This is a genomic window from Stappia sp. TSB10GB4 (assembly GCF_900185745.1).
Classification (GTDB): Bacteria; Pseudomonadota; Alphaproteobacteria; order Rhizobiales; family Stappiaceae; genus Stappia.
The window spans coordinates 34,220-58,669 of the sequence record NZ_FYAV01000051.1 but is presented as its reverse complement, the minus strand read 5'-3'; the positions used below and the strand labels follow the sequence as shown (position 1 = coordinate 58,669).

General features: G+C 67.5%; 26 protein-coding genes. 7 read left to right on the top strand and 19 right to left on the bottom strand.

Going from position 1 to position 24,450, the window contains the following annotated elements; translation table 11 throughout:
- Nucleotides 1-105: 105 nt before the first annotated feature.
- Entirely contained in the window at nucleotides 106-1,290 is a 1,185-nt protein-coding gene (locus TSB10GB4_RS12990) for a DNA recombination protein RmuC (protein WP_186396103.1), read from the top strand.
- A gap of 105 nt (nucleotides 1,291-1,395) precedes the next feature.
- Here TSB10GB4_RS12990 and TSB10GB4_RS12985 read toward each other — a convergent pair whose 3' ends face one another.
- Nucleotides 1,396-1,722 carry a hypothetical protein gene (locus TSB10GB4_RS12985; protein ID WP_186396102.1) on the bottom strand — a complete coding sequence of 109 codons (327 nt, stop codon included), beginning with the start codon at nucleotides 1,720-1,722 and terminating at the stop codon, nucleotides 1,396-1,398.
- Nucleotides 1,723-1,985: 263 nt separating this feature from the next.
- Between TSB10GB4_RS12985 and TSB10GB4_RS12980 the strand changes: the two genes are divergently transcribed.
- The gene (locus TSB10GB4_RS12980) at nucleotides 1,986-2,930 is read left to right on the top strand and encodes a glyoxylate/hydroxypyruvate reductase A (RefSeq protein WP_186396101.1); all 945 of its coding nucleotides are present in this window, start codon (nucleotides 1,986-1,988) and stop codon (nucleotides 2,928-2,930) included.
- A 13-nt stretch (nucleotides 2,931-2,943) separates the two neighbouring features.
- Here TSB10GB4_RS12980 and TSB10GB4_RS12975 read toward each other — a convergent pair whose 3' ends face one another.
- From TSB10GB4_RS12975 to TSB10GB4_RS12960, 4 genes are all read right to left on the bottom strand, one after another.
- Nucleotides 2,944-3,327: a hypothetical protein gene (locus TSB10GB4_RS12975; protein ID WP_186396100.1), complete on the bottom strand. Its 384-nt coding sequence runs from the start codon at nucleotides 3,325-3,327 to the stop codon at nucleotides 2,944-2,946.
- Between the two features lie 390 nt (nucleotides 3,328-3,717).
- On the bottom strand, nucleotides 3,718-4,647 hold the full coding sequence (locus TSB10GB4_RS12970) for a C40 family peptidase (RefSeq protein ID WP_186396099.1): 930 nt from the start codon (nucleotides 4,645-4,647) through the stop codon (nucleotides 3,718-3,720).
- Nucleotides 4,648-4,688: 41 nt separating this feature from the next.
- Nucleotides 4,689-5,039, bottom strand: a complete 351-nt coding sequence (locus TSB10GB4_RS12965) for a MarR family winged helix-turn-helix transcriptional regulator (RefSeq protein ID WP_186387387.1) — start codon at nucleotides 5,037-5,039, stop codon at nucleotides 4,689-4,691.
- A 108-nt stretch (nucleotides 5,040-5,147) separates the two neighbouring features.
- Entirely contained in the window at nucleotides 5,148-6,539 is a 1,392-nt protein-coding gene (locus TSB10GB4_RS12960; RefSeq protein WP_186396098.1) for a M17 family metallopeptidase, read from the bottom strand.
- Nucleotides 6,540-6,759: 220 nt separating this feature from the next.
- Between TSB10GB4_RS12960 and TSB10GB4_RS12955 the strand changes: the two genes are divergently transcribed.
- A complete protein-coding gene (locus TSB10GB4_RS12955; RefSeq protein WP_208984757.1) occupies nucleotides 6,760-7,590 on the top strand; it encodes a tetratricopeptide repeat protein in 831 nt (276 codons plus the stop codon).
- Nucleotides 7,591-7,702: 112 nt separating this feature from the next.
- On the opposite strand, the gene TSB10GB4_RS12950 is transcribed toward TSB10GB4_RS12955, so the two are convergent.
- The 9 genes from TSB10GB4_RS12950 to TSB10GB4_RS12910 all read right to left on the bottom strand — a co-directional run bounded on the left by TSB10GB4_RS12950 (nucleotide 7,703) and on the right by TSB10GB4_RS12910 (nucleotide 16,750).
- The gene (locus TSB10GB4_RS12950) at nucleotides 7,703-8,683 is read right to left on the bottom strand and encodes a type II secretion system F family protein (RefSeq protein WP_186387385.1); all 981 of its coding nucleotides are present in this window, start codon (nucleotides 8,681-8,683) and stop codon (nucleotides 7,703-7,705) included.
- A 38-nt stretch (nucleotides 8,684-8,721) separates the two neighbouring features.
- Complete coding sequence (locus TSB10GB4_RS12945; protein WP_186396097.1) at nucleotides 8,722-9,741, bottom strand: type II secretion system F family protein; 1,020 nt, start codon at nucleotides 9,739-9,741, stop codon at nucleotides 8,722-8,724.
- Nucleotides 9,734-11,233, bottom strand: a complete 1,500-nt coding sequence (locus tag TSB10GB4_RS12940; protein WP_186396096.1) for a CpaF family protein — start codon at nucleotides 11,231-11,233, stop codon at nucleotides 9,734-9,736. Before TSB10GB4_RS12940 ends, TSB10GB4_RS12945 begins: the two co-directional genes overlap by 8 nt.
- Before the next feature lie 61 nt (nucleotides 11,234-11,294).
- On the bottom strand, nucleotides 11,295-12,617 hold the full coding sequence (locus TSB10GB4_RS12935) for a CpaE family protein (RefSeq protein ID WP_186396095.1): 1,323 nt from the start codon (nucleotides 12,615-12,617) through the stop codon (nucleotides 11,295-11,297).
- 18 nt (nucleotides 12,618-12,635) lie between these two features.
- Nucleotides 12,636-13,397, bottom strand: coding sequence for a CpaD family pilus assembly protein (locus TSB10GB4_RS12930; protein WP_186396094.1), 762 nt, complete (start codon nucleotides 13,395-13,397; stop codon nucleotides 12,636-12,638).
- An 11-nt stretch (nucleotides 13,398-13,408) separates the two neighbouring features.
- On the bottom strand, nucleotides 13,409-14,818 hold the full coding sequence (locus TSB10GB4_RS12925; RefSeq protein WP_186396093.1) for a type II and III secretion system protein family protein: 1,410 nt from the start codon (nucleotides 14,816-14,818) through the stop codon (nucleotides 13,409-13,411).
- A gap of 40 nt (nucleotides 14,819-14,858) precedes the next feature.
- On the bottom strand, nucleotides 14,859-15,635 hold the full coding sequence (gene cpaB / locus TSB10GB4_RS12920; protein ID WP_186386254.1) for a Flp pilus assembly protein CpaB: 777 nt from the start codon (nucleotides 15,633-15,635) through the stop codon (nucleotides 14,859-14,861).
- 203 nt (nucleotides 15,636-15,838) lie between these two features.
- Entirely contained in the window at nucleotides 15,839-16,345 is a 507-nt protein-coding gene (locus tag TSB10GB4_RS12915) for a prepilin peptidase (RefSeq protein ID WP_186396092.1), read from the bottom strand.
- 225 nt (nucleotides 16,346-16,570) lie between these two features.
- Nucleotides 16,571-16,750: a Flp family type IVb pilin gene (locus tag TSB10GB4_RS12910; RefSeq protein ID WP_186386256.1), complete on the bottom strand. Its 180-nt coding sequence runs from the start codon at nucleotides 16,748-16,750 to the stop codon at nucleotides 16,571-16,573.
- A 381-nt stretch (nucleotides 16,751-17,131) separates the two neighbouring features.
- On the opposite strand from TSB10GB4_RS12910, the gene TSB10GB4_RS12905 reads away from it, so the two are divergent.
- The 3 genes from TSB10GB4_RS12905 to TSB10GB4_RS12895 are packed head-to-tail and all read left to right on the top strand — an operon-like array spanning nucleotide 17,132 to nucleotide 18,849.
- Nucleotides 17,132-17,611 (top strand): pilus assembly protein N-terminal domain-containing protein, encoded by a 480-nt coding sequence (locus TSB10GB4_RS12905; RefSeq protein ID WP_186386257.1) that lies wholly within the window; start codon nucleotides 17,132-17,134, stop codon nucleotides 17,609-17,611.
- A gap of 48 nt (nucleotides 17,612-17,659) precedes the next feature.
- On the top strand, nucleotides 17,660-18,232 hold the full coding sequence (locus TSB10GB4_RS12900) for a TadE/TadG family type IV pilus assembly protein (RefSeq protein ID WP_186386258.1): 573 nt from the start codon (nucleotides 17,660-17,662) through the stop codon (nucleotides 18,230-18,232).
- A 2-nt stretch (nucleotides 18,233-18,234) separates the two neighbouring features.
- Nucleotides 18,235-18,849, top strand: coding sequence for a TadE/TadG family type IV pilus assembly protein (locus TSB10GB4_RS12895; protein WP_186386259.1), 615 nt, complete (start codon nucleotides 18,235-18,237; stop codon nucleotides 18,847-18,849).
- Nucleotides 18,850-18,886: 37 nt separating this feature from the next.
- Here the strand turns inward: TSB10GB4_RS12895 and TSB10GB4_RS12890 are convergent, their stop codons facing one another.
- On the bottom strand, nucleotides 18,887-19,966 hold the full coding sequence (locus tag TSB10GB4_RS12890; protein WP_186396091.1) for a phosphate/phosphite/phosphonate ABC transporter substrate-binding protein: 1,080 nt from the start codon (nucleotides 19,964-19,966) through the stop codon (nucleotides 18,887-18,889).
- Nucleotides 19,967-20,087: 121 nt separating this feature from the next.
- On the opposite strand from TSB10GB4_RS12890, the gene TSB10GB4_RS12885 reads away from it, so the two are divergent.
- Nucleotides 20,088-20,705 (top strand): HAD family phosphatase, encoded by a 618-nt coding sequence (locus tag TSB10GB4_RS12885; protein WP_186396090.1) that lies wholly within the window; start codon nucleotides 20,088-20,090, stop codon nucleotides 20,703-20,705.
- A gap of 9 nt (nucleotides 20,706-20,714) precedes the next feature.
- On the opposite strand, the gene TSB10GB4_RS12880 is transcribed toward TSB10GB4_RS12885, so the two are convergent.
- The 4 genes from TSB10GB4_RS12880 to TSB10GB4_RS12865 form a co-directional block, all read right to left on the bottom strand.
- Nucleotides 20,715-21,746, bottom strand: coding sequence for a histone deacetylase family protein (locus TSB10GB4_RS12880; protein ID WP_186396089.1), 1,032 nt, complete (start codon nucleotides 21,744-21,746; stop codon nucleotides 20,715-20,717).
- Complete coding sequence (locus TSB10GB4_RS12875; protein WP_186396088.1) at nucleotides 21,743-22,768, bottom strand: aldose epimerase family protein; 1,026 nt, start codon at nucleotides 22,766-22,768, stop codon at nucleotides 21,743-21,745. The genes TSB10GB4_RS12880 and TSB10GB4_RS12875 overlap by 4 nt, the downstream gene beginning before the upstream one ends.
- 91 nt (nucleotides 22,769-22,859) lie before the next feature.
- Nucleotides 22,860-23,375 carry a TIGR02281 family clan AA aspartic protease gene (locus TSB10GB4_RS12870; RefSeq protein ID WP_186396087.1) on the bottom strand — a complete coding sequence of 172 codons (516 nt, stop codon included), beginning with the start codon at nucleotides 23,373-23,375 and terminating at the stop codon, nucleotides 22,860-22,862.
- Between the two features lie 146 nt (nucleotides 23,376-23,521).
- Nucleotides 23,522-24,445 (bottom strand): PfkB family carbohydrate kinase, encoded by a 924-nt coding sequence (locus TSB10GB4_RS12865; RefSeq protein WP_186396086.1) that lies wholly within the window; start codon nucleotides 24,443-24,445, stop codon nucleotides 23,522-23,524.
- Nucleotides 24,446-24,450: the final 5 nt, after the last annotated feature.

The following is a 24,450-nucleotide window of genomic DNA, read 5'->3' as shown; positions in this document are numbered from 1 at the left end:
CTCGCTGTGCGCCCCCGGCACTCCTCTACCTGCTCGCTGCGGCCGCGCGCCGCCCCTTCGCCTGCGCCGTTTCGCTCCCCCGACAAGTGTTCTATCTTTGTTTCCATGGAGGCGATTCTCTTCACCCTGCTCGGCCGGCCGGTGTCGCTCGGCGAGGCGCTTGTCGGTGCCACGCTGCTGCTGCTCGGCGCGGCGCTGCTGACGCTCGTCTCGGTGTCGCGGCAGGCGGGCCGGGCGCGCGATGCCGAATGGCGGGCCGCCGAGCAGGCGCGCGAGCTCGAGGCGCGGATCGCCGCCCTGCTCAAGGTCCAGTCCGAGATGACCGGGCGGATGCAGACCATGGCCGAGGTCTTCGGCTCGCGGCAGGGCGACCTGATGCGCGCGGTCAACGAGCGGCTCGACGGCATGAGCCACAAGCTCGGCCAGTCGATGGCCGAGACGACCCGGCGCACCCATGACGGCCTGCGCCACCTGCACGAGCGGCTGGCGGTGATCGACCGGGCGCAGGCGACGATCCGCGACCTTTCGGGCCAGGTCGGGGCGCTGCAGTCGATCCTCGACAACAAGCAGGCGCGCGGCGCCTTCGGCCAAGGCCGGATGGAGGCGATCGTCCAGGACGCACTGGCGCCGGGCGCCTACTCCTTCCAGGCGACCCTGTCGACGCGGGTGCGGCCGGATTGCCTGATCCATCTGCCGAACGGCGCCCCGCCGCTGGTCATCGACGCCAAGTTTCCGCTTGAGGCCTATAACGAGCTGCGCGAAGCGCAGGGGCCGGAGCCGCTGAAGCAGGCGCGCGCCCGGTTCCGCCGCGACATCGGTAAACACCTTGCCGACATCGCCGAACGCTATCTCATCCCCGGCGAGACCCAGGACACGGCCTTCATGTTCGTGCCCTCCGAGAGCATCTTCGCCGAGATCCACGAGCAGTTCGCCGATCTCGTCCAGAGGGCGCACCGGGTCCGGGTGGTCATCGTCTCGCCCTCGCTGCTGCTGCTGTCGATCCAGGTGGTCCAGTCGGTGCTGCGCGACGCAAGGCTGCGCGAGGAGGCGCACCGCATCCAGGCCGAGGTCGCCCATCTCGTTGCCGATGTCGACCGGCTGGACGAGCGGGTCCGCAAGCTGCAGCAGCATTTCGGCCAGGCCGGCCGCGACATCGAGCAGATCCTGATCTCCACCGACAAGATCGGCAAGCGCGGCCGCAGCATCGGCGATCTCGACCTTGCCCCGCCGCGCGGCGAACAGGTCACCGAAGCGGAGCCCGGCCGTCTCGACCGTTACGCCGCCGACTGACCTTCATGCCCCGGCATTATACGGGAACCCGCACCGTGCGGGGATAACGGTTCCCGCGCACCGGAGGTCGGTGCCGGGGATAGGACGGGGACAAGCCTGCGCGCGTCAGCGGGCCTTGCGGATCGGCGCCGTCTCGCTGTCCGTGTCGGACGACACCCGCACCGTGGTCGCCGTGCCGGCGTAGTTCCGCTCGCTATGGCGGAACGCCTTGTCGGTCAGCACCTGCGGGCACAGGCCCGGCTCCTGGCGAAAGCGGATCCTGACGCGGTAGACGGGCGGCTGCGACGGGTCGAGGCCGCCGAACTCGGCGACCACCTCGTGGCAGGGTGTCGGGGCGGTGACCGTGCCGGTCACATGCAGCGTCGGCGTGCGTCCCGGCCCCGGCATCAGGTTGACCCAGGCGGCCACCTCCTTGACGTCCCCCACATCCATTTGTCCTCTCCCCCGGAAAAGCGCGTTTGCGACAGGAAAATCAATTTCTCGCGAATTTGAGACGGAATTTTGCAAAATTTCTCTCAAAAATTGATTTCATTGCGCACCACACCTGTCAAGCGAATTGCCGCTGCGGCAGAGGAGGACAGCCATCGGCCTTTTTGCGCCAGAGGCTTGGCTTTACGGCACTTTTTTCGTCCCGGGTGCTGCACAGATCGGCGGAAGATGCTCTAAGGAGGGAAATATTCGTTTGGAGGACCCTCATGAGCCTGCTGATCGCCGTCAAGGGCTGGAACCCCGCCGCCTGGGCCGCGCGCCTTGGCAAGCACCTGCCGGAGCACGAGGTCCGGTCCTGGCCCGACGCCATCGGCGACCCCGCCGCGATCCGCTACGCGCTGGCCTGGAAGGCCCCGGCGGAGGCCCTCGCCGCCTGCCCGAATCTTCAAGTGATCTTTTCGCTCGGCGCCGGCGTCGACCACCTGCTGGCCCAGCCCGGCCTGCCGGACGTGCCGGTGGTGCGCGTGGTCGATCCGGACCTGACCGCGCGCATGACCGAATGGGTGGTGCTGCAGGTGCTGCTGCACCATCGCCAGCATCTCGCCTACGCCGCGCAGCAGCGCGAGGGCGTCTGGCGCGACCTGGAACAGCCGGCGGCGCGGCATGTGCGCGTCGGCCTTCTGGGGCTCGGCGTGCTCGGTGCGGATGCCGCCAAGGCCTTGGCAAGATTGGGGTTTGACGTCGCGGGCTGGGCGCGCGGGCCCAAGCGGATCGACGGTGTCGCCTGCTATGCCGGCGAGGGCGAGCTCGACGCCTTCCTCGCCCGCACCGACATTCTGGTGAACCTGCTGCCCTTGACGCCGGAGACGCATGGCCTCGTCGATTACGGCCTCGTCTCGCGGCTGGCACGCGACGGCGCGCTTGGCGGACCGGTCTTCATCAATGCCGGGCGCGGCGGCAGCCAGGTCGAGGCGGATCTCGTCCGCGCGCTCACCGACGGCACGTTGACGGCGGCAAGCCTCGATGTGTTCGAGACCGAGCCGCTGCCCGCAAGCAGCCCGCTCTGGGCGCTGGAGAATGTGGTGATCACGCCGCATGTCGCCGCCGAAAGCGATCCGGAGGCGATCTCCGCCTATGTGGCCGAGCAGATCCGCGCCTATGAGGCGGGCGGCGAACTTCGGAATCTTGTAGACAAAGCAACAGGTTACTGAAAGGCCCAGCCGGTCAGCAGTGGAAGCGGCGGGCGCGCTGGAACCACAGGTCGATGATCTCGCGCACCACCCGCTTCATTTCGCGCGGCAGCGTCGGCTTCTCGTACACGACGTCGAACCAGTCGTTGTCGCTGGCCGGTGACGGCGCTGCGGCGCCGGTCAGCCCGACCAGCGGCAGCGTGCTGCTGTCGTAGCGCTGGCGCAGGCGCCGAGCGAGATCGCCGGCGCCGGTGCCCGGCAGATCGAGCGAGGCGACCACACAGTCGAAGGGCGGGCCGGCGGCCGCGTCCGGGGTCGACAGCAGCTCCAGCGCCGTCTCCACCGAGCCGACCCGGCGCACGCGAATGTTTCCCGTCACGCTTTCGAGTGCCAGACGGAAGGCCATTGCATCGTTCACGTTGTCTTCAACGTGAAGAAAAACAGCATGTGGCAAGACATGAAGCATGATCGATCAGTGATCCGTTGAATAGCGGCAAAGACGTTTACATCCGCGACCTGTCGGCAGCCTGACGAAACATCCGATTTTTGTGATCCTTGCGGACTTGCAAGCTTCGGCGTGACCCGTGGGAAGCTCGCGGTCCGTCTCAATGGCGCGAAACAGCGCTCGCGCAACGTCGAGGCTGATATAGTTACAGCCTAAAGCAATTTCAACTGCATTCCCTGCATATCTGATACGCTAGGGAAACGGGTCGTTTTGCAGAATTTCCTTTTAGGGAAGAGCAAGCAAATTTCGGAAACGACTTGAAATTCTGTCGAAACGACAAGCGCTTGTCGCCGGTCGCCGAAATCAGAGCCGGCGGCAGGCGGTCACCGCGCCCCATTCGGTGGCGGCGATGCGGGCCAGCGCAGCGTCCAGCGGCTCGCGGGCGACGCTCATCGTGTGACCATTGGCATGCAGCAAGGTGGCCGGATCGCTGAGGATGCCGACATGACCCTTCCAGAACAGCAGGTCGCCGCGCCGCAGGTCCGGCAGGCCGGCGGAGATGTCGAGCGCGGTGCCGGCACTGGCGGCCTGCATGTCGCTGTCGCGCGGCAGCATATGGCCGGCCTCCGCCGCCGCAAGCTGCACCAGCGCCGAGCAATCGAGCCCCAGCGAGGTGCGCCCGCCCCACAGATAGGGCGTGCCGAGCAGGCCTTCGGCGACCGCGACCCAGTCGGCGACCGTCTCGCCGAGCGGCATCAGGTGGCGGGCGACCATGGCGCTGCCGTCGTCGAGCAGCGCGTAGTCGAGGCCGCGCGTCACCGCCGTGCCGACGACGCGCACCCGCGCACCGAGCGACAGGAGCGAGAGCGGCGGCCGTTTCAGCTCGGCCTCCGGGTAGCGGTAGCTGCGCGGCACGCAGACCCGGTGGGTGGCCGACTCTCCGGCCTCGCCCAGGCAATCGGCAGGCAGGTAACCGACATAGCCGTCGGTCGCGAGCTGGCCCCAGGCCCAGCCATCGCCGCGCACCTCATAGAGGTCGAAGCACTCGCCAAACAGCGCCTCCGTGTCGATCGAGCGGGCCGCATCCGGCGCGGGACGCAGCGGCACCGAGGCGGCTGCGATGCGCATCGGCACCGGATCGGCGAAGCGCTCAGCCGCGACCCGGCCACGATAGCGGCTCGCCGCAAGGTCCGCCCGGACGGGATGGATGCGGCGGTCGAGGGCGGAGCCAGGGGTCGGGCCGGGGGTCGGGTCGGGGGTGGGGCCAGGGGTGGCGGCGGTGTCGCTGGGCATGCGGTTCTCGGACTTTCTCGAGGCCCCGCGCGGGGCTGCGGTCAGCGATGCATCTCGGCGGCGCGGGCGACGATGGTGTCTGCAATGTGCTCCAGATAGAGCGCGCCGGCAACGGTGCGGGTCACCACCACATTGCGCCGGTCGGCCTCGTCGCGGCGGCGCGACAGCAGCTTCATCGCGCCCAAAGTATCGAGCGCGCGGGTGATCACCGGCTTGGTGACGTCGAGACGCGCGGCGAGCCCGCGCACCGTGTGCGGCGGCGGCTCGAGATAGACGGTCATCAGGATCGCCATCTGGCGCGATGTGAGGTCGCGGTCGCCGTCGGTGACCAGCGACATCGTCACCTCATGCCAGAGCCGCAGCGCCTGCGACGGCCGCAAGTCGATACCCATCCCTCACCCATGCCTCATCTGCCGTTGCCGGCCTTGCCCCATCCTGACAGGAAGTTCGTTTCGGTTCCGTTATACAAACGGCGAAACGAGGCAGGAAAGCGTGCAGTCTCAGCGTCGCGGGTAGCGGGCGGCAAGCAGCGAAAACAGCGCGCGCGCGGCCTGCGCCTCGCCGCCGAGCGGCCGACCCGGACGATCCGCCGGGTTCCAGCCATAGATGTCGAGATGCGCCCAGACCCGCGCCTTCTCGACGAAGCGGGACAGGAACAGCGCGGCGGTGATCGAGCCGGCGAAGCCCGCGCCGCTGGTGTTGATGTGGTTGATGTCGGCGATCCGGCTTTCCAGATAGCTCTCATAGGGACGCCAAAGCGGCAGGCGCCACAGCGGATCGCGCGTGGCGGTCGCATGGGCGGCCAGATCGGCGGCGAAGGCCTCGTCATCGGTGTAGAAGGGCGGCAGGTCGGGGCCGAGGGCAACGCGCGCGGCGCCGGTCAGCGTCGCCATGTCGATCAGGATCTCCGGCTCCTCCTCGTCGGCCAGCGCCAGCGCGTCGGCGAGAATCAGCCGGCCTTCCGCGTCGGTGTTGCCGATTTCGACGGTGAGGCCCTTGCGGCTCGCCAGCACGTCGCCGGGGCGGAAGGAGGCGCCGGAAATCGCGTTCTCGACCGCCGGGACGATGACGCGCAGGCGCACCGGCAGGCCGGCAGCCATGATCATCGAGGCGAGCGCCAGCACGGCGGCGGCGCCGCCCATGTCCTTCTTCATCAAGGCCATGGCGCTGGAGGGCTTGATGTCGAGGCCGCCGGTGTCGAAGACGACGCCCTTGCCGACCAGGGTGACGCGCGGATGGCCCTCTTCGCCCCAGGTCGCGTCGACAAGCTGCGGCGCGCGGGTGCTCGCCCGCCCGACCGCATGCACCATCGGGAAGCCTTCGGCAAGCAGCGCCTCGCCCTCGATCACATGGGCGCGGCCGCCGTGATCGGCAAAGAGGCGCAAGGCCGCATCACACAGTTCGGCGGGGCCGAGATCGCTGGCCGGCGTGTTGACGAGGTCGCGGGCAAGCGCCATGCCGTCGAGGATCAGGCCGAGCCGGTCGAGGTCGACGCCTTCGCCGACCACCAGCCGCGGTGCCGGCCGGGTCGAGGGCGTGCGGTAGCGATCGAAGCGATAGGAGCCGAGCGCGAAGGCGAGCGCCGCCTCCTCCTGCGCCTCGGCGGCGATCTCCAGCCGGAAGTCGCCGCCCGGCAGCTTGCGGGCGAGATCGCCGACGGCAAAACCCGGTTCAGTGGCATTGGCAACGCCGAACAGCACCGCCGACAGCGCCCCATCCGCATCGGGCAGCAGCAGGAGCTGGCCCGCCGAGCCGTCGAAGCCGCTGGCGGCGGCGAAAGCCTGCGCCCGCGCGCCGAGAGACTGCAGCACCGCCGGCGCCGTGCCCTGCTCGACGACATGAACGGGAATGGCGGCGGTCGAGGCGGACGGGGCGATCAAGGCGGCGCGCACGGGCGGGATCCTTCTGGTGGGCAACGAGTTTCCGGGTTCCGCCGTTTAATCACGGCCGGCCGGAGGCGGCAATCGTTGCGGTACGTTCATGCCACAGGCCGGCGGATTTAACGAAGCATTAGGGTTAACGACGTATTGATGGGTCTGCGCATTCTGCAAGATCCGTCGTCCGCGTCACCGTCGTTCGTGTCACCGTTGTCCGTGTCCAGGAGCCCGGCACATGCCATCCAAGCGCCACGCCCTCTCCCGTTCCGCCGCCACGCCGCGCCTGATGCTCGCCGTGTCGATGGCGACGCTGGTCGCGCTGACCGGCTGCGCCTCGTCGAAGCGCGCCGTCGGCACCCATTCCAGCGCGACCCAGGCCTATGCCGCTCCCGGCTCGAGCACCGCCCTGCAGGCCGTCAGCTATTGGGGCCAGGCCTATGAGCGCGCGCCGCAGGACCGTGAGAACATCCTGAACTACGCGGCCGCGCTGGGGCGCAACGGCCAGGCGGAACAGGCCGAGGCGGTGCTGCGCAAGGCGATCATCGCCAATCAGAGCGACCGCGACATCGCCGCCGCCTATGGCAAGGTGCTGGCGATGAACGGCCGCCTGCCGGAAGCGCTGCAGGTGCTCAACGGCGCCCAGACCCCGACCCGCCCCGATTGGCGGCTGATGTCGGCAGCCGCCGCGATCCACGACCAGATGGGCAACACCCAGCAGGCCCGCGACCTCTACAATCAGGCCCTCAGGATCGCGCCGGACGAGCCGAGCCTGCTCAACAACCTGGCCATGTCCTACCTGCTGGAGGGGGAGGCGAAGGAAGCGGAGAGCGTGCTGCGCCGGGCCGCCGCGAGCCCCAAGGCCGACAGCCGCATCCGCCAGAACCTCGCCCTGGCGATCGGCCTGCAGGGCCGCTTCCAGGAAGCCGAGCAGGTCGCCACCGCCGAAATCGACCCGGCCCAGGCGGCGCAGAACATCGCCTATCTCAAGTCGATGCTGTCGCAGCGCAATTCCTGGGCGGAAATCTCCGCGCAAGACAAGAAGAAGAAGAACAAGTCCGGCGGCTGACCTCTGCCCACGTCGCCATCAGGACACGGCAAAGCCACCCAATCCGGGTGGCTTTTTCATATCGGCGCTGGCTTTGGTGCTTCCGCCCGGTTCTGACCGCTCCGACCAGCCGTCAGAACGTTGCCAGCGCCTGGATGATCGCCGGACCGATGATCACGGCCAGCAGGACGGGGAGGAAGAACACGATCATCGGCACGGTCAGCTTCGGCGGCAGCGCGGCCGCCTTCTTCTCGGCCGCCTGCATGCGCTGCGCCCGGTTCTCGTCGGCCATGACGCGCAGCGCCGTGGACACCGGCGTGCCGTAGCGCTCGGCCTGGATCAGCGCCAGCGAGACGTTCTTGACGCCTTCGAGGCCGGTGCGGTTCGCAAGGTTCTCATAGGCCATCCGCCGGTCGCCGAGATAGGACAGTTCGGCATTGGTCAGCGTCAGTTCCTCGGCCAGCGGGATCGACTGGATGCCGATCTCCTCCGACACCCTGCGGAAGGCGACCTCCACCGACATGCCCGATTCGACGCAGATCAGCATCAGGTCCAGCGCGTCCGGCCAGGCCCGGTTGATCGAGAGCTGGCGGTTCTGAATCTTGTTCTTCAGGTAGAGATCGGGCGCATAGAAGCCGATGAAGGCGACGACGCAGGAGATCAGCACCTTCACCATCGCCGGCTGATTCAGCTTCAGCACCACGAAGGTGTAGAACAGGGCAATGATGAACAGGATCACCGGCATGACCAGCCGGGCGAAGAGATAGGTGTAGAGCGGCCGCACGCCGCGATAGCCGGCGCGGGTCAGCCGCAGCTTGGTTTCATCGTCCGACAACAGGTTCTTCAGGTTCAGCCGGTCGACGATGTTCTGCATCTGCTTCTTCGGCTTGTTGCGCAGCGACACCCGTGCATTCGTCTTGTCGTCGGCGAGACGAGCCCGCTCGCGGGCGCGCATCTGCTCGCGCTCCAGCGCCACCGACTTCATCCGGCTCTTGAGCTTGTCGCCCTCCAGCAACGGAATGACGAGGGAGAACAGGGTGCCGGCGATCGCGACCATGGTCAGGATGGCGATCATCGCCTGCTGCGAGAGCAGATTGGAGAAATCCAGACCCATTGTCTCTTTCCACCGGTTTCGCCGTCTTGCGGGCGCGATCAGAAGTCGAAGGCGATCATCTTCTTCATGATGAGAATGCCGGTCAGCATCCACAGGCCGCTGCCGACGACGATGACGTTGCCGATCGGGTCGCTGAACAGCAGCATCATGTAGGACGGGCTCGTCAGCGACAGCACGCCGACCACCAGGAACGGCAGCGAGCCGATGATCGCGGCCGAGGACTTCGCCTCCTGGCTCATCGCGACGATCTTGCCTTTCATCGCCTTGCGCTCGCGCAGCACCTTGGACAGGTTGCCCAGTGCCTCGGACAGCGAGCCGCCCGACTGCGACTGGATCATCACGACGATCGCGAGAAAGTTCGCCTCCGCCACCGGCATGCGGCTCGGCAGCTTGGCGATCGCCTCGGCCAAGGTGATGCCCATGGCCTGCGATTCGACGATGCGGCGGAACTCGCTCTTGATTGGCTCGCGGGCCTCCGCCGCGACGATCTGGATGCACTCGCCGAGCGGCAGGCCGGCCTTGGTGCCGCGTACGATGACATCGACGGCATTGGGCAATTCGTTGAGAAAGGCGGCGATCCGCTTCTTGCGGCGCCGCGCGAGATAGAAGCGCGGCACACCGAAGGCGCCGACGAACATCAGGCCACCGGTGACGATCAGCGAACCGGACAGGAGAAGGCCGGCAAGGGCGAGCACCAGGGCGCAGATCACGGAGAAGACGATGAAGCCGCGCTTCGACCACGACAGGCCGGCCTGGTCGAGCCGCTGGTCGAGGCTCAGGTGGGTGGCGCGATGCTGCTTCTTCTTCTCGCGCGCCTCGAACTCCTTGAGCTGGTCCTGCACCGACTTGCGGCGGCGGTCGCCATCGCGCGCCAGGCGGGCCGCGTCGATGGTGATGTTGCGCGAGGCCACGGCCTGCATGCGCTTCTCGCGCGCGGCACGGCCGCTCAGTTGCGGCTCGAACAGGGCGTAGAGGATGCCGCCGAAGGAAAAGGCCGCGAGCAGGGCGATGGCGATGGTCGCGACGCCGGGCGTCAGGAAGGCCTGCAGGTCAGCCATGTCCGGGCTCCTTGGCCTCGGCGGCATCGAGCGCGGCCGCCAGACGATTCTCCTCGCCGAAATAGCGCGCCTTTTCCCAGAACTTCGGACGACCGATGCCGGTGGAGCGGTGGCGGCCGATGAGCCTGCCGTTCGCGTCCTCGCCGAGAATGTCGTAAAGGAACACGTCCTGGGTGATGACGACGTCGCCTTCCATGCCCATGACTTCGGACACGTGGGTGATGCGGCGGGAGCCGTCGCGCAGGCGCTGCGCCTGCACGATGACGTCGATCGACGAGACGATCATCTCGCGCAGGGTCTTGGACGGCAGCGAGAAGCCGCCCATGGTGATCATCGATTCCAGACGCGACAGCGCCTCGCGCGGACTGTTGGCGTGCAGCGTGCCCATCGACCCGTCGTGACCGGTGTTCATCGCCTGCAACAGGTCGAAGGCCTCGGGTCCGCGCACCTCGCCGACGATGATCCGCTCGGGACGCATGCGCAGGCAGTTCTTGACCAGGTCGCGCATGGTCACCTCGCCCTCGCCTTCCAGGTTGGGCGGGCGCGTTTCCAGGCGCACCACATGCGGCTGCTGCAGTTGCAGCTCGGCCGCGTCCTCGCAGGTGATGATGCGCTCGGTGGAATCGATAAAGGCGGTCAGGCAGTTCAGCAGCGTCGTCTTGCCCGAGCCGGTACCGCCGGAGATCAGCACGTTGCAGCGGCTGCGGCCGATGATCTCCAGTACGGTTGCTCCCTCGGGGGAGATCGAGCCGTACTGGACGAGCTGCCGAAGGGTCAGCTTGTCTTTCCGGAACTTACGAATGGTGAGGGTCGGCCCGTCGATCGCCAGCGGCGGCGCGATGACGTTGACGCGCGAGCCGTCGGCAAGGCGGGCGTCGCAGATCGGGCTCGATTCGTCGACGCGGCGGCCGACCTGGCTGACGATGCGCTGACAGATGTTCAGCAACTGCTTGTTGTCGCGGAAGCGGACATTGGTCTGCTGCATTCGCCCCTGGGTCTCGATATAGACCGTGTCGGCGCCGTTCACCATGATGTCGGCGATGTCGTCGCGGGCCAGCAGCGGCTCCAGCGGACCGTAGCCGAGGACGTCGTTGCAGATGTCCTCGAGCAGGTCCTCCTGCTCGGAGATCGACATCACCACATTCTTCAGCGCGATGATGTCGTTGACGACGTCGCGGATTTCCTCGCGCGCGTCCTCGGCGCTGAGGCGGGTCAGCAGCGACAGGTCGATCGCCTCGACCAGGGCGTTGAAGATCGACGATTTGGTGGCGTAGTAGCCTTCCGAGCGCTGCGGCGCGCGCGGCTCGGGCGCGGGCGGGGCCGGCCTTGCCGCGGCCACCGGCTGGGCGACCCTTTCGGCGACGGGCGGCGGGGCCGGCTGGGCGGCGGCCTCGGCAGGTGCCGGAGGGGCGTTCAGCGGCTCGCCCTGCACCGGCGGTGCCGCCGGGCGGGACGTCTGTGTACCTGAGGAAGCGCCACGTCGACCGAACATCGTTACCTGCTCTCAATCGTCTCGAAGAAGGGGCCGTCTCGAAGAAGGGCCGCGATGCCGGTCACCCGGCTGCCTTGCCCTTCTTCAGGAAACGGGACACCAGCGATCCGAGCGCCAGCCCCTTTGGCCGCGGCACCTCGCCGCGACCGGTCACCACCTGGGAAATCTGGTTGAAGATCTCCGCGGTGGCGTGCTTCTCATCCTGCTCGCCGATCATCTGGCCGTTGTTGGCGGCCGTGCCGAACAGCAGCGGATCGAAGGGAACCACCGCGACCGCCGACAATTCCAGCGCATCGGCGAACTCCGCCGCCTTGATCTCCGGCCGCTTGGGCACGTTGACCCGGTTCAGCACCAGGCGCGGCGGCGCATCGTTGGGACGCAGTTGCCGCAAGGTGTCGATCATGTTCTTGGCGTTGCGCAGGTTGGCGAGATCCGGCTCGGCGACGATCACCACCTCGTCGACGGCGGCGAGCACCCGGCGCACCCAGCCGCACCAGACATGCGGCAGGTCGAGGATCACCGCCGGCGCCCCCTGCTTCATCACGTCGAGCAAGCCGTCGAAGCTGGTCTCGCCATGGTCATAGGTGCGGTCCAGCGAGGCCGGCGCGGCGAGCAGGCTGAGGCGCTCGGCGCATTTCGACAGCAGCCGGTCGAGCATGGTCTCGTCGAGACGCTCGGGCGAGGAAACCGCCTCGAAGACGCCCTGCAGCGGGTCCTGGTTGAAGTCGAGGCCGGCGGTGCCGAAGGCCAGGTCCAGATCGGCCAGCACCACGTCGCTCTCGTAGACCCGGGCGATCGACCAGGCGACATTGTGCGCCACGGTGGACGAGCCGACGCCGCCCTTGGCGCCGACGAAGGCGATGGTGCGTCCCAGCGGCTCGGCATCCGGATTGACATAGAGCTCGCCGATCGCCCCGATGAGCTGAAACAGGTTGATCGGCGCGACGAGGTAGTCGCTGATGCCGCGATGGATCAGGTCCCGGTAGAGCTTCACGTCGTTGACGTGGCCGATGATCATCACCTTGGTGCCGGCGTCGCAGACTTCCGCCAGTTGCTCCAGCCCCTGGATCAGCTTCGAGGTTTCCGTGCGGGTTTCCAGCAGAATCAGGTTGGGCGTCGGCGCCGAACCATAGAAGTCGATCGCCGCCGCCAGGCCGCCCTTGTGCACCTTCACATGCGCCTTGGCCATGCGCCGGTCCTTGGCCGCGCTCTCGATCACCCGGGCGATGTCGTCGCTCTCGCAGAAGGCCTGGATGGCGACCCGCGGCACGGCCTTGATGTCGATCGTGTCGGCATGCGCGTCGGCGGCGGGACCGGTGCCCATTTCCGGCTCATGCGGATACCCGTCCTCGTCCAGCGGAGTGTCGTATGCGAGGGTGTTCATCCGTCCAGCTCCTCCGGATCAGTTCGCCGCGTCCGAGACGCGCGAGCCGTCGCCTTCCTTGTAGTCGGCGGCGGTCTGCTCGCCGGCCCGATACTTGCCGTAGACCGTGCCGCGACGGATCTGGTCGGCCGGCGTCGAGGCGCGCGGATAGAGCAGGTCCGTCGGGTTGTCGACCATGGCGGCGAGGTTCGCCTGCGTGGCGCAGCCGAAATTGTAATATTGCGTGTTGTTGAGATGCGGGTTGTGACGCATCCCGTGGCCGCCGCCGGTGATGTTGTCCGGCCACTGGCCGCAGGGTCCGGTCCTGGCCTGCAGACCGGAATAGGCCAGCCGCACCGGCGCCGAGACCTGCGGGTCCTGCACCGGATAGCTGCGGGTGGCGATGCGCTTCGGCGAGGCGCCTCCCTGCACCAGCGACTTGCGGATCTCCGGCAGCACCGCATGCACCGCCGCCTCGTTGCCGGCACCGGAGGGTACGATGATCTCCATCGCGCCGCCGCCGCGCGACTGCGCCTCGGCGGCAAAGCTGGAAACCACCGCCGAGAGCTGCGGAGACAGGCGGCGCATGTCGCTGCCGACCGGCAGATCCAGCGTCTTCACCCCTTCCGACACCACGATCGGATGGCGCAGGCGGTAGTCGTTGGTGGCCAGCGCCTCCGCCGTCGGCTGCTGGGTCTGGCAGGCGGCCGCCATCAGCGCGGCGAGAACCGCCAGAGCCGGCGTGACGGCCCGGACCCGCTGTGCGGACGCGACTGGGCGCTTTTCGGATGCAGGAAGCATGGGACCGGTCCTCATTCGTAGATAAAGCCGACCTGACCGTGATAGGCGCCCTGGCCGGGATCGCCGGACACCCGGTACATGCGGTTGAGACGGTTCAGGAAGATGGTTCCGCCGTCGGTGGCCGGCGCAAGGTTGCGGGTCGGCTCGACCAGCTCCGAGCGGGCCGTCGGCCTGACGGTATAGGGGGTGACGAAGACGGCGAGCTCGGTCTCCTGTCGCAGGAAGTCGCGGCTCTTGAACAGGGCTCCGAGGATCGGCACCTGCATCAGGCCCGGCACACCGTTGAGATCCTGCTTGTAGGATTCCTTCAGCAGGCCGGCCATCACCAGCGTGCCGCCGGAGGGCAGTTCGACGGTGGATTCCGCCCGGCGAACCTTCAGCGCGGGAATGACCAGCGCGCCGATCGACACCGCCCCTTCCTGGGTGATCTCGCTGACCTCGGTCTTGATGCGCAGCGAGATGCGTCCCTCGCTGAGGACGACCGGCGTGAAATCAAGGCCGACGCCGAACTTCTTGAACTGAACGGTCAGCTTGTTGTTGTCCTCGGCGATGGGAATCGGGAACTCGCCGCCGGCCAGGAAACTGGCATTCTCGCCCGAGATCGCCGTCAGCGTCGGCTCGGCGAGCGTGCGGATCACCCCGTCGCGCTGCAGGGCCTGCAACTGGGCGTTCAGCCGGGAGCCGCCGGCCAGGAACCCGCCGCCGGCGCTGGCGCGGCCGACGATGTTGGAGTTGACGGAGTAATCCGGGCTGTTGTTGAAGCTGGCGCTGTAGTTGCCGATGCCGATGGTGCCGGACAGGTTGACGCCGAGCTGCTTGATGATCGAGCGCTCGACCTCGGCAACCGTCACCTTGAGGTGGACCTGGTCCTTGCCGCTCACCGAGACCATGTTGAGCACCGGCAGCGCCTTGCCCTCGACCTTGGCGAAGCGGTCGGCGAGATCGGCGGCCCGCTGGGCGTCGGCGGTGCTGGAGGCGGTACCGCTGAGGACGATGTTGCCGTTGACCGACTCGGCCGTGATGTCGGCTCCGGGAATGGAGCGGCGGATCATCATGTTGAGGTCGGTGGTGTCCTGCTCCACCGCCAGATCGAAGCTGGCGATCTGGTTGCCGCCGCGCCCGAACAGGAACAGGCTCGCCTGCCCCGCCTTGTTGCCGAGGATGAAGACCCGGCGCGACGAGCGCACCACCGCATCGGCGATCTCCGGGTTGGAGACGATGACGTCGCTGACTTCCTCGCCGAGGTTGATCACTACGGAGCGGCCGAGGCCGACCTTGAGCATCCGCCCGGCGACCCGCTCTCCGGCCTGGATCGTGACCGACTTGGGATAGCCGTCGGCGCGGGCCGCATCCATCCCGGCAAGGCCGGTGAGGACGAGGCAGATCGCCGTGCCGATCCGGAAGAAACGTTGAGCCAACATCCGAGTACTCCTTGCCGTCATCACCGCGTCCCGATCCCGTTCACCGCTGGGTCTGGACCTGGCTGGCAACGCCGAACTTCACAAAATTCACTCCGCCGCCGACGAGGCCAGGGTCGGCATCGTCCGCGGAATCCTGGGCCGAGCGCAGCACCAGGGCGATGGTTCCAAGCTGCGAGGCCTGGGCGACGACTTCGGCCTGGGCCGGCTCGAGTTCCAGCGTGGCGGTCTGTCCGGGAGGCAGCGCCTTGTCGTCCCGCTCGCCGGCCGTCGTCGTGTCGATGGCCAGAACGCGGACGTTCTGCAGGATGGTCTCGCTGGTGAAGGAATTGCCCGACCGGCTCGCCGACTGGCGCGTCAGGATCACGTCGACCTTGTCGCCCGGCAGGATGAAGCCGCCGGCCGCCGTCTGCGCCTCGACCGAGACCGCGATGGCGCGCTTGCCCTTGGGCAGGATGGTGGACATGAAGCCGCGGTCGCTGGCGATCAGGCGCTCCTCGCGGACCGGCTCGCCCTGATAGACCGGAGCCTTGGCGATGCGGCCGGACAGCTCGTCGATGGCGTCAGGACGCTGCGAGCGCAGGAGCGCCGTGGACGGGGCGAGATCGCGCGGCCAACTGGTCCAGGCGAGATCGCGGGCCGAGAGTTGCTCGCCAAGACCAATGTCTTTGGCGGCGGTCAGGACGTCGTCCTTCTCCACCGTCTCGGTGACCATCACCGGGGCCGCCGGCGGCTCGGGATTGTTGGTCATCACCATCCGCGCCACCAAAACGCCGGCGGCGAGTGAAATGCCCAGAATGGCGAAACGTGCGATCTTCATTGCCAGCACCCGCAGGGATCGAACCGGACCGGACGCTTTCGCGCCTTCGGTCATCGTGCGACTACTGTTGCAGGCAAATGGTCAAGACATGGTTAATCAGACGTGAGCAATGTTGCTGAACATATGCTTAAGCTTTCGCAAATTGACAGCAGCACTTTTCTCTGTTGAGGATTTGTTAATCTTTGGCGCCGCCGAAGTCTCCGCTACGCCAGGAGGCGGAACCACGCGGACTGCGGATAGACCTGCAGGGCGGCGATGGACAGCGTCACACCATAGGGAATGCCGCGCGTATGATCGTGCAGGCGCAAGAGCCACTGGGTGCGCCCGGCGATGCCGGGCAGCAGAACGATGCTGCGGAAGCTGACGATGAGCAGCGTCAGACCCGCGCCATAGATGCCGGCGAGCACCAGGAACATCAGGAGGTCCTGCGACATTCCGAACCAGAGCGCCACGGCGGTGACGAGCTTGGCGTCGCCGCCCCCCATCCAGCCGAAGCCGAAGAACACGAGGCAGGCGGCCAGCGCGAGGCCCGCAGCCATCAGATGCCAGCCGATCTCCACGGGGCCGATCCCGGCGAAGGGGGCGATGATTGCAAATCCGCCGATCAGCAGCAGCGACACCCGGTTGGGAATCTTCATCGTGAACAGGTCGGACACGCCGGCATAGGCCACCAGGCAGGGAAACAGCACCAGGATTGCCGCCTCGAACATTCGACCACTCCCTCAACGGCGGGACCCGCCGGCTGCTGCATCATGCGCTGCGACACTTAAGGTCCGGTTGACGGCAGCCGGCAGTGGCGACAGCGCGTTGGCCGATCCGAACTGCGTCCGAGACCGGACCGAAACGAAAACGGGCGGCCAAGGCCGCCCGCATCATCGGTGGCTTCCCGCGGCCCCGGATCTCGATACCGGGGCCGTGGAGCCAGTCAGCCGATCTTACTTGTTGGACGCGGCGGTCAGCTCGGTCGACACGCGGGTGAACATCGCGGTGATCGAGTCGCCGGCAGCCGTCACGGCGGTGATGATGGCCACGCCGATCAGGCCGGCGATCAGGCCGTATTCGATGGCGGTCGCGCCGGATTCATCCTTGGCGAAACGGGCAAGAAACTTCTGCATGGTTGGCTCCTACACTTCACTTGTTGTCTGCACCACCTCGTCGACCTTGTTGTTATTTCGGTCGCTCGAAGATGTTGCCACTATAGGAACCACACCTTGCCACAAGGTTAAATTCGTCGAGGACAAGCAACAAGATGTGCGAGAGCAGTTCTATAGTTAATGCCATGAAAACATAATAGTCAGCATTTTAACCAAACCGCGACCACCGGGCAATTGCCCGCCCCATACGCCGGCGAGCGCGGCCCGCGAATCTTGGGCAAGCGCGTAAGGCAACCCGCGTTAACGACACTCGCAGAACGCATCCGGCCCGGTCGGGCGTTAGCCCTTCCTTCACCAATTTCCTTCATTCTCGCGAAGGAATTTTCGCTGAGGAGCATGCCCATGTCGCAGTTTCGCGATGCCTTTCTCGCGTCCATCGCAACCGCGATCCTGGCCGCCGCCGTGCCGACGACCGGCGCGAATGCCCAGGACAGCGGCGTTCACGTCATGACGGACCGCGCGAAGGTGTTCCGCATCGACGCGCCGGCCGACACGGTCATTGTCGGCAATCCGGCGATCGCCGACGTCACCATGTATGACCGGCAGACGGTGGTGGTGACGGGCAAGCTCTACGGCACGACCAACCTGGTCATCCTCGACAAGAACGGCGAGCCGATCATCGACGAGGTGATCACGGTCGCCGCCGCCTCCGGCGATATGGTCACCGTCCATCGCAAGGGCGAGCGTTTCAGCTATTCCTGCGCGCCGAACTGCGAGCCGATGCTGCGCGTGGGCGACTCCGACGCCAGCTTCGAAATCCTCAACAAGCAGTCGGGCCAGCGCACCGACATGTCCGAAAAGGCCGCAGGTGTCGGCAACTGACGACATCGGCGCGGCCGACGCCGCTTCCCAACAACGAGTGCCAGAGAAATGCTGAGAGACCGTCTCCTGCCTCGCTTCGCGCGCCTGAGACCGCTGCGCGCGGTGGTACGGGACCGCGAGGGCACGACGGCGATCGAGTTCGCTTTCGTCGCCATCCCGTTCCTGATGCTGCTGTTCGGGGTGATCGAGATCGGCCTCGCCTTCTTCGCCAACCAGGTGCTCAGCAACGCCACCATGGACGCGGCCCGGATGATCAGGACCGGCCAGGCCCATGCCCAGGGCTTCAACGCCGAATCCTTCAAGCAGGCGGTGCTGAGCCGTCTTGCCGGCTTCCCGGTCACCGCCGACCGGCTGACCATCGATGTCGAGCGGATCGACAATTTTGCCTCGTTCTCCCCCAAGCCGCTGATCCAGGACGGCGAGCTCGTGGCGCAAACCGGCTACAACCACGGTGAGGCGGGACAGATCATCGTGGTGCGGACGCTGTATCGCTGGCCGATGCTGTCGGCGATGATGAAGACCGCCTATGGCGATCTCAGCTCCGGCGACCGGCTCCTCGTCGCCACGGCGGTCTTCCGCAACGAACCCTTCCCCTGGACAACGCAGCAGGCGAGCCAGTGACCATGAGCAGCCGGAAGCGCAACGAAAGACGCGACGGGCCATACCGGATCGTCAGGACGGTGGCGGCGCGGCTGGCGAGCGGGTTGCTGCGCGACCGGCGCGGCGTCGCCGCGGTGGAGTTCGCCCTGGTGCTGCCCTTCATGCTGGTGCTGTTCCTCGGCGTCACCGAGCTCAACTCCGCCCTCACCCTGGACCGCAAGGTGAGCCAGGCGGCGAGCTCCGTGGCCGATCTGGTCGCCCAGGCCGACAAACTGACCTCTTCGGAGGTCAACGACCTGCTGCAACTGTCGCGGGCCGTGCTCGATCCCTATCCGGAGGCGCCGCTGAGCATGGTGGTCGCCAGCGTCTGGATCAAGGATGTGAACCAGCCGCGTGTGGTCTGGAGCCGCGCGATGAACACCTCCCAGTGGGGGGCCGGTTCGGCGCCTCCGATCGAATTGCCGCCGGAGCTGACCCAGCAGAAGGACACCTACCTCGTCGTCGCCCACGCGGAATACGAGCATCGTCCGACCTTTGCGGCCGTGCTGAAGGATGTCTTCAACAAAGCCACGATCACGCTCAGCGACACCTATTACCTGCGACCGCGCGTCAGCACGAGCGTCGCCTGCTGCAACTGATCGGCGCCACCAGTCGGCGCTCCGGCGCCGCCGGACCCTAGTCGCGCCCGCCGAGCGGCGTCATCCGCCCGCGTGACGCGGCGCCCGCATCCGGCGGGAAGGCGGCAGCGACCGGCGCATAGTCCCGCGCCTCCACCGGCACGAAGCCGCCGCTCGAGACAGCCGCCGCCACCTCCTTCCCCGTCATCACCGCGACGATCGCACGGCGAATCTCCTGCGGCAGATCGCGCCGCACCACATGCGGCGCACCGGCAATCGGCTCGGACGCCCAGACGATCTCAAGGCCATCCGTCTCGACGGCGCGTCGCCGCAGGTCCCGCAAGGTGCCGCTCGAATAGCCTTCGGCCGCATCACCCTGCAGCGACGACCAGGCGAAGGCGACATCCGCGTCGCCGCGAATGAGCGCAAGCACGGCCGCGACCGGATCGGGATGCTCGATCAACGCCGCCTCCTCCCGCCCAAGATCGACACCGATGGCGGCGGCGGCGGCGATCTGCGCCAACCGGCTGCCCAACGCCGCGCGCGGGCCGGTGGCGATGCGCCGTCCGGCGATCTCGGCGAGGGACGCAACCCCCTCGCCGGCCCGGGCCAGAACGATCGCATGCCAGCGCGCCTCGCCGTCGGGCAGACGCGGGGCGACCAGCGGTTCCAGGCATCGGCAGTCCCGATCCGCCTCGGCATAGGCCGAGGCCGACAGCGGCGCGTAATCAATCTCCGCCGCCAGGATCGCACGCTGCAAATGGGCGAGATCGCGATAGGCGATCAGCAGCACGGGGATGCGCAGACCCGCCTCCAAGGCCTCCCGGAGCGGCGCGACGCGGCCGAAATCGCCGGCTGCCGGGTCCATGACCACGCCGACGCGCAGCTCCGGCAGGAGGGCAAGGCGCGCCGGATCGAAGGCCGGCGCGGCGGCGTCCGGATGTGCACCGGATGGGCCGGCATCGGTCGGGCCGGACGTGTCCGTATCATCCAGCCAGGGCAGGAAAGCCGGGCCGTTCACCTGTGGCGGTCCGTTGTCCTGCATGTCCTGCTGGAGGTCCTCCTGGGCGCGCAGCCGCTCGCCGGAGGCGGCGGCGACCAGCACGGCCAGCAGCGCGGCAGCCGCGCGCCTCGACAAGAGGCGGGACAGGCGTGTCGATCCGCCATTTGCCTCTTGCCCCGAACGGGATCGCCGCGCCAGTCTCGTCATTCCTTCAGTTTGTCCGAGGGCCGCAGCGCCCGCAATCCCGTGAGCCTTCATGAGCGCCCGTCCCGACACCGTGGTCTTCGACATCGGCAATGTGCTGATCCGCTGGGACCCCCGCCTCCTCTATCGCAGCATTTTTGCCAACGACGCGGAGGCCGACCGGTTCCTCAGCGAGGTGCTGCCGCCGGAATGGAACCTCGAACAGGACCGGGGGCGCAGCTTCGCGGACGGCATCGCCGAAGCCCTGGCGCGGCGTCCCGATCACCGCGAGGAGATCCTCGCCTGGGACAGGCGCTGGCACGAAATGGTGCCGGGGGAGGTGCCGGGCAGCGTCGCGATCCTGAAATCGCTGAAGGCGTCGGGCGTACCTCTTTACGCGATCACCAACTTCTCGTCCGAGAAATTCGCGGAATGCGAAAGCCGCTTTCCCTTTCTGGCGGAGGACTTCATCGACGTGGTCGTGTCCGCGCATGAACGGCTCGTCAAGCCAGATCCGCGCATCTACCACGTGCTGTTCTCGCGCAACGACCTCGCCCCCGCCGACACGGTGTTCATCGACGACAGCCTGGCGAACGTCGAAGCGGCGAAGTCCGTCGGCATGCATGCGATCCATTTCACCGATGCCCCTGCCCTCAAGGCTGCCCTTCAGGATCTCGGCTTCCCGCTATAGAGACGCGACTCAGCCGGCCTCGAAGCCCGCCAGAACATTGACGCAATTGGTGCCGAGCGCATCGACCGCGTAGCCTCCTTCCATGACGAAGACGGTCGGCAGGCCGAGGCCCGCGAGCGCCGCCCCCATGCGGGTGAAGTCGTCATGAACGAGACGGAAACGGGAGATCGGGTCCTTCTCGTAAGCATCGAGGCCAAGCGAGACAACCAGCGTATCGGGCCGGAAGGCGGCGATGCGAGCGAGCGCGGCGGCAAGCGCCCGCGACCACACCTGCCAGTCGGCGCCCAGCTCCAGCGGATAGTTGGCGGTGAAGCCCGCCCCCGCCCCGCTGCCCGTCTCGGCCGCATGGCCGAGGAAATAGGGATATTCCTCGCGCGGGTCGGCATGGATCGACAGGAAGAGGACGTCGGAGCGGTCGTAGAAGATCGACTGGGTACCGTTGCCGTGATGGTAGTCGACATCAAGCACGGCAACGCGCTCGGCCCCCGCATCGCGCAGCCACTGGGCGGCGATCGCCGCGTTGTTGAGGAAACAGTAGCCGCCGTAATAGTCGGCGGCTGCATGGTGTCCGGGCGGACGGCACAGGGCGAAGGCGGCGCGCTCCCCACCGGCGACGAGGCGGGCGGCCGTCAACGCCGAGTTGGCGCTGGCGCGGGCTGCGACGAACGTGTGCTCGCCAAGCGGCGTGCCGGCATCGAAGGAGTAGCGGCCGAGCAGCCCGTCGACGTGGTCCGGCACCGGCTCGATGTTGAGCCCGCGCACCGGCCAGACGAAGGGGAATGCCTCGCCGCTGCGGCCGAGATCGGTCCAGCGGCTCCAGAAGCTCTCGAGAAACGCGAGATAGCCGGCGGCATGGACCCGGGCGAGCGGCTCCATGCCGAAATCCTCCGGCTCCAGCAGTTCGCCGAGGCCGCGGGCCAGCACCGCATCGCGGACCATCTCGGCGCGCGCGGGGATCTCCACCGCCGGCTTCAACATGCCGTCGGAAATCTCCTGCTTGGGATCGTGGGCGAGTTGTCCGGCGGAAAACACGGTCTTCATGACATCTGGTCCTCATGCCCGATCTGGGAAAAACGATACTCGGTTACCTGCCGGTAGAGCTCCCCCGGCCGCAGGACGGCTCCGGCGAAATGCCTGTGGTTGGGACTGTCCGGCCAGCGCTGCGGCTCCAGGCAAAGCCCCGCGCGCGGACCGTACCGGCGCCCGTCCAGCCCCGGACAGGGCACGGCCAGCTTGCCGCCATCGTAGACTTGCAGGCCGGGCTCGGTCGTCAGCACATCCATGACAAGGCCGCTCGCCTGTCCGACAACGCGCGCGACGGGGCGTGGTTCGCCCATTGGCACGGTGGACAGGCAGAAATTGTGATCATAGGAGACGCACACGCCCTCCGCGTCAATCCGGCGCAGGCGGCGGAAGTCGAACGGCGTTCCGGAAACGGGGCGCACCTCGCCGGTCGGAATCGCCTCGTCATCGACGGGAAGATAGGCATCGGCCTCGATCCGCAGCAGGTGGCCGCCGACATCGGCAGAGCCGTCGAGATTGAAATAGCTGTGGGTCGCAAGGTTGACCAGGGTCGGCCGGTCGGTCACCGCCTCCAGCACGATACGCAGCCTGTCGCCGGCTCGCGGGAGCTCGTAGCGGGCGGTTGCCTCGACGCGGCCGGGATAGCCGGCCTCGCCATCCTCCGACACGAGCGCCATCACCACATGCGCCGGCCCCGTCTCGCGCAGGGACCAGAGCCGCCGGGAGAAACCGTTCGCTCCGCCATGCAGGTGATTGCGGCCGCGCTCGTTGCGGTCGAGTTGGACCTCCTCGCCGTCGAGCCGGAACCGGCCACCGGCAATGCGGTTGGCATGACGGCCAGCGATCACCCCAAAATAGGGGGAATGTGCGAGATAGGAGGCCAAATCGTCGAAGCCGAGCACCACGTTGCGACCGCCGACGCGCAGATCCGTGATGGCCGCCCCGATCGTCATGATGGCGGCGGAGAGCTCGCCGCGCGCGATGGCAACACGCTCGACCGGCGTTCCATCGGCAAGCTGGCCGAACTGACTGACGCTCATTTCAGGTGATTCCCGCTGTCTCGCACGGCCCGGCCGCGCGGCACGGGCCGCGACACTATAGCCGCACGGACACCGAAATCACCGGGGACGGCTACTGTATCAACCGCATCGTGCCAGAGCGGATATCGACCGTGGCAAGACGGCCGAGCACCGACATGCCGATCAGCGGCAGTTCCAGCGCGCCCGCCGGCATCACCAGCGCCTCGACATTGTCGAGGCGGATGCTGCCGAGGCGCAGTTCGCGCAAGGTGACGGGCGCGGCGAGCGCCACGCCGTTGGCGGTGCGCACCTTAACGACGAAAGCCGACTTTGCGGGGCGAATGCCGGACTTTTCCGCCACATCCAGAGGCAGGGCCAGCGTCGTGGCGCCGGTGTCGATCAACGAGCGCACCGGACGGCCATTGATATGGGCGCTGACCTCGTAATGACCGCCGCGTCCAGCCTTCAGCACGAGAGTGCGCAGACCCGACGGCGGAACAGGTTCGCGCGCCTCCTGGCGCGCGGCCGCGGCAACCGGCACATCCTTGAAATAGTCGCGCAGCAGGTCCGGCGCGAAGACGGCGGCCACCACGACGATGACGGCGATCATCAGATAGCGTGCCACCATTCCCTGCCCCTGTTTCCGTTTTGCCGTTGCGCACTCGGGAACGCTGCCACGGGACGCTTAGCAAGGGATGAAGCCGGCATCGGCAGATGCGAACGCGGTTTCCGGCACGTTACCGGAAGCTGCCGCTTTGAAACGAACGGCAGGTCTCAGGCGGCAAACGTCTCGCAGGCGAGCGTGTCGGCGAGCTTCGCAATGGCCGCCGCCTCGGGCGAGGAGGACTGCGCCCCGTTCGCCGTGCAGGCCAGGGCGCCGGCGGCAGTGCCTTCCAGCAGGGCGCGGCCGATCTCCGCCCCCCGGTCGAGCGCCGCGGCAAGGGCGCCGACAAAGGCATCGCCAGCGCCGGTCGTGTCGACCACGTCGACGTCAGGCGCGGCAACGCGCCAGCGGATCTTGCCCTTCTGGGCGATCAGCCCGCGCGCGCCGAGAGTGACGACAGCGAGCCGATCCTCGCCGGACAGCGCCGCGCAATGGGTCTCCGGCACCGGGCTCTCGCCGGCGCCGAGCGCCGCAGCCAGTTCCGCTGCCTCCACCGAATTGGCGATAACGACATCGACATCCGGCACCAGGCGTGCAAGCTCGGCATCACCGGAGGGCGCGGCGTTCAGCAGCACGCGGGCGCCGCAGAGCCGAGCGCGGCCGATGGCGTCGGCGATCGGCCCCGGGCTCAGCTCACGCTGCAGCACCAGCAGGTCGCCCCGCGCCAGTCGGCCGTCGAGCCAATCCGCGACGACCCTCGCATTGACGCCGCTGGCGCACATGATCAGGTTCTCGCCCTTCGCGTCGACGCCGATCATGGCAATGCCGGTGCTGCCGTCGAGATGGCGCACACCGGAAAGGTCGACGCCGGCGCGCTCGAGATTGGCAAGCGCTGCGGCGGCATGGGCATCGCGGCCGACCGCGCCGATCATCCTGACCTTCGCCCCGGCGCGCGCCGCCGCCAGTGCCTGGTTGGCGCCCTTGCCGCCCGGAAACGTCTGGTGATCGGGGCCGACCACCGTTTCACCGGGCGCGGGAAGACGCGGCAGGGCGACGACGAGATCGAGATTGATGGAGCCGAAGACAGTGATCACGATGC

Excerpts from the sequence above, each read along its gene's own strand:
- TSB10GB4_RS12895 (WP_186386259.1), top strand. The coding sequence starts at position 18,235 with ATGAGCAGCCGGAAGCGCAACGAAAGACGCGACGGGCCATACCGGATC.
- TSB10GB4_RS12980 (WP_186396101.1), top strand. The coding sequence starts at position 1,986 with ATGAGCCTGCTGATCGCCGTCAAGGGCTGGAACCCCGCCGCCTGGGCC.
- TSB10GB4_RS12990 (WP_186396103.1), top strand. The coding sequence starts at position 106 with ATGGAGGCGATTCTCTTCACCCTGCTCGGCCGGCCGGTGTCGCTCGGC.
- TSB10GB4_RS12905 (WP_186386257.1), top strand. The coding sequence starts at position 17,132 with ATGTCGCAGTTTCGCGATGCCTTTCTCGCGTCCATCGCAACCGCGATC.
- TSB10GB4_RS12925 (WP_186396093.1), bottom strand. The coding sequence starts at position 14,818 with ATGTTGGCTCAACGTTTCTTCCGGATCGGCACGGCGATCTGCCTCGTC.
- TSB10GB4_RS12970 (WP_186396099.1), bottom strand. The coding sequence starts at position 4,647 with ATGCCCAGCGACACCGCCGCCACCCCTGGCCCCACCCCCGACCCGACC.
- TSB10GB4_RS12910 (WP_186386256.1), bottom strand. The coding sequence starts at position 16,750 with ATGCAGAAGTTTCTTGCCCGTTTCGCCAAGGATGAATCCGGCGCGACC.
- TSB10GB4_RS12935 (WP_186396095.1), bottom strand. The coding sequence starts at position 12,617 with ATGAACACCCTCGCATACGACACTCCGCTGGACGAGGACGGGTATCCG.
- TSB10GB4_RS12930 (WP_186396094.1), bottom strand. The coding sequence starts at position 13,397 with ATGCTTCCTGCATCCGAAAAGCGCCCAGTCGCGTCCGCACAGCGGGTC.
- TSB10GB4_RS12965 (WP_186387387.1), bottom strand. The coding sequence starts at position 5,039 with ATGGGTATCGACTTGCGGCCGTCGCAGGCGCTGCGGCTCTGGCATGAG.
- TSB10GB4_RS12955 (WP_208984757.1), top strand. The coding sequence starts at position 6,760 with ATGCCATCCAAGCGCCACGCCCTCTCCCGTTCCGCCGCCACGCCGCGC.
- TSB10GB4_RS12885 (WP_186396090.1), top strand. The coding sequence starts at position 20,088 with ATGAGCGCCCGTCCCGACACCGTGGTCTTCGACATCGGCAATGTGCTG.
- TSB10GB4_RS12900 (WP_186386258.1), top strand. The coding sequence starts at position 17,660 with ATGCTGAGAGACCGTCTCCTGCCTCGCTTCGCGCGCCTGAGACCGCTG.
- cpaB (WP_186386254.1), bottom strand. The coding sequence starts at position 15,635 with ATGAAGATCGCACGTTTCGCCATTCTGGGCATTTCACTCGCCGCCGGC.
- TSB10GB4_RS12945 (WP_186396097.1), bottom strand. The coding sequence starts at position 9,741 with ATGGCTGACCTGCAGGCCTTCCTGACGCCCGGCGTCGCGACCATCGCC.
- TSB10GB4_RS12915 (WP_186396092.1), bottom strand. The coding sequence starts at position 16,345 with ATGTTCGAGGCGGCAATCCTGGTGCTGTTTCCCTGCCTGGTGGCCTAT.
- TSB10GB4_RS12940 (WP_186396096.1), bottom strand. The coding sequence starts at position 11,233 with ATGTTCGGTCGACGTGGCGCTTCCTCAGGTACACAGACGTCCCGCCCG.
- TSB10GB4_RS12875 (WP_186396088.1), bottom strand. The coding sequence starts at position 22,768 with ATGAGCGTCAGTCAGTTCGGCCAGCTTGCCGATGGAACGCCGGTCGAG.
- TSB10GB4_RS12985 (WP_186396102.1), bottom strand. The coding sequence starts at position 1,722 with ATGGATGTGGGGGACGTCAAGGAGGTGGCCGCCTGGGTCAACCTGATG.
- TSB10GB4_RS12880 (WP_186396089.1), bottom strand. The coding sequence starts at position 21,746 with ATGAAGACCGTGTTTTCCGCCGGACAACTCGCCCACGATCCCAAGCAG.
- TSB10GB4_RS12870 (WP_186396087.1), bottom strand. The coding sequence starts at position 23,375 with ATGGTGGCACGCTATCTGATGATCGCCGTCATCGTCGTGGTGGCCGCC.
- TSB10GB4_RS12950 (WP_186387385.1), bottom strand. The coding sequence starts at position 8,683 with ATGGGTCTGGATTTCTCCAATCTGCTCTCGCAGCAGGCGATGATCGCC.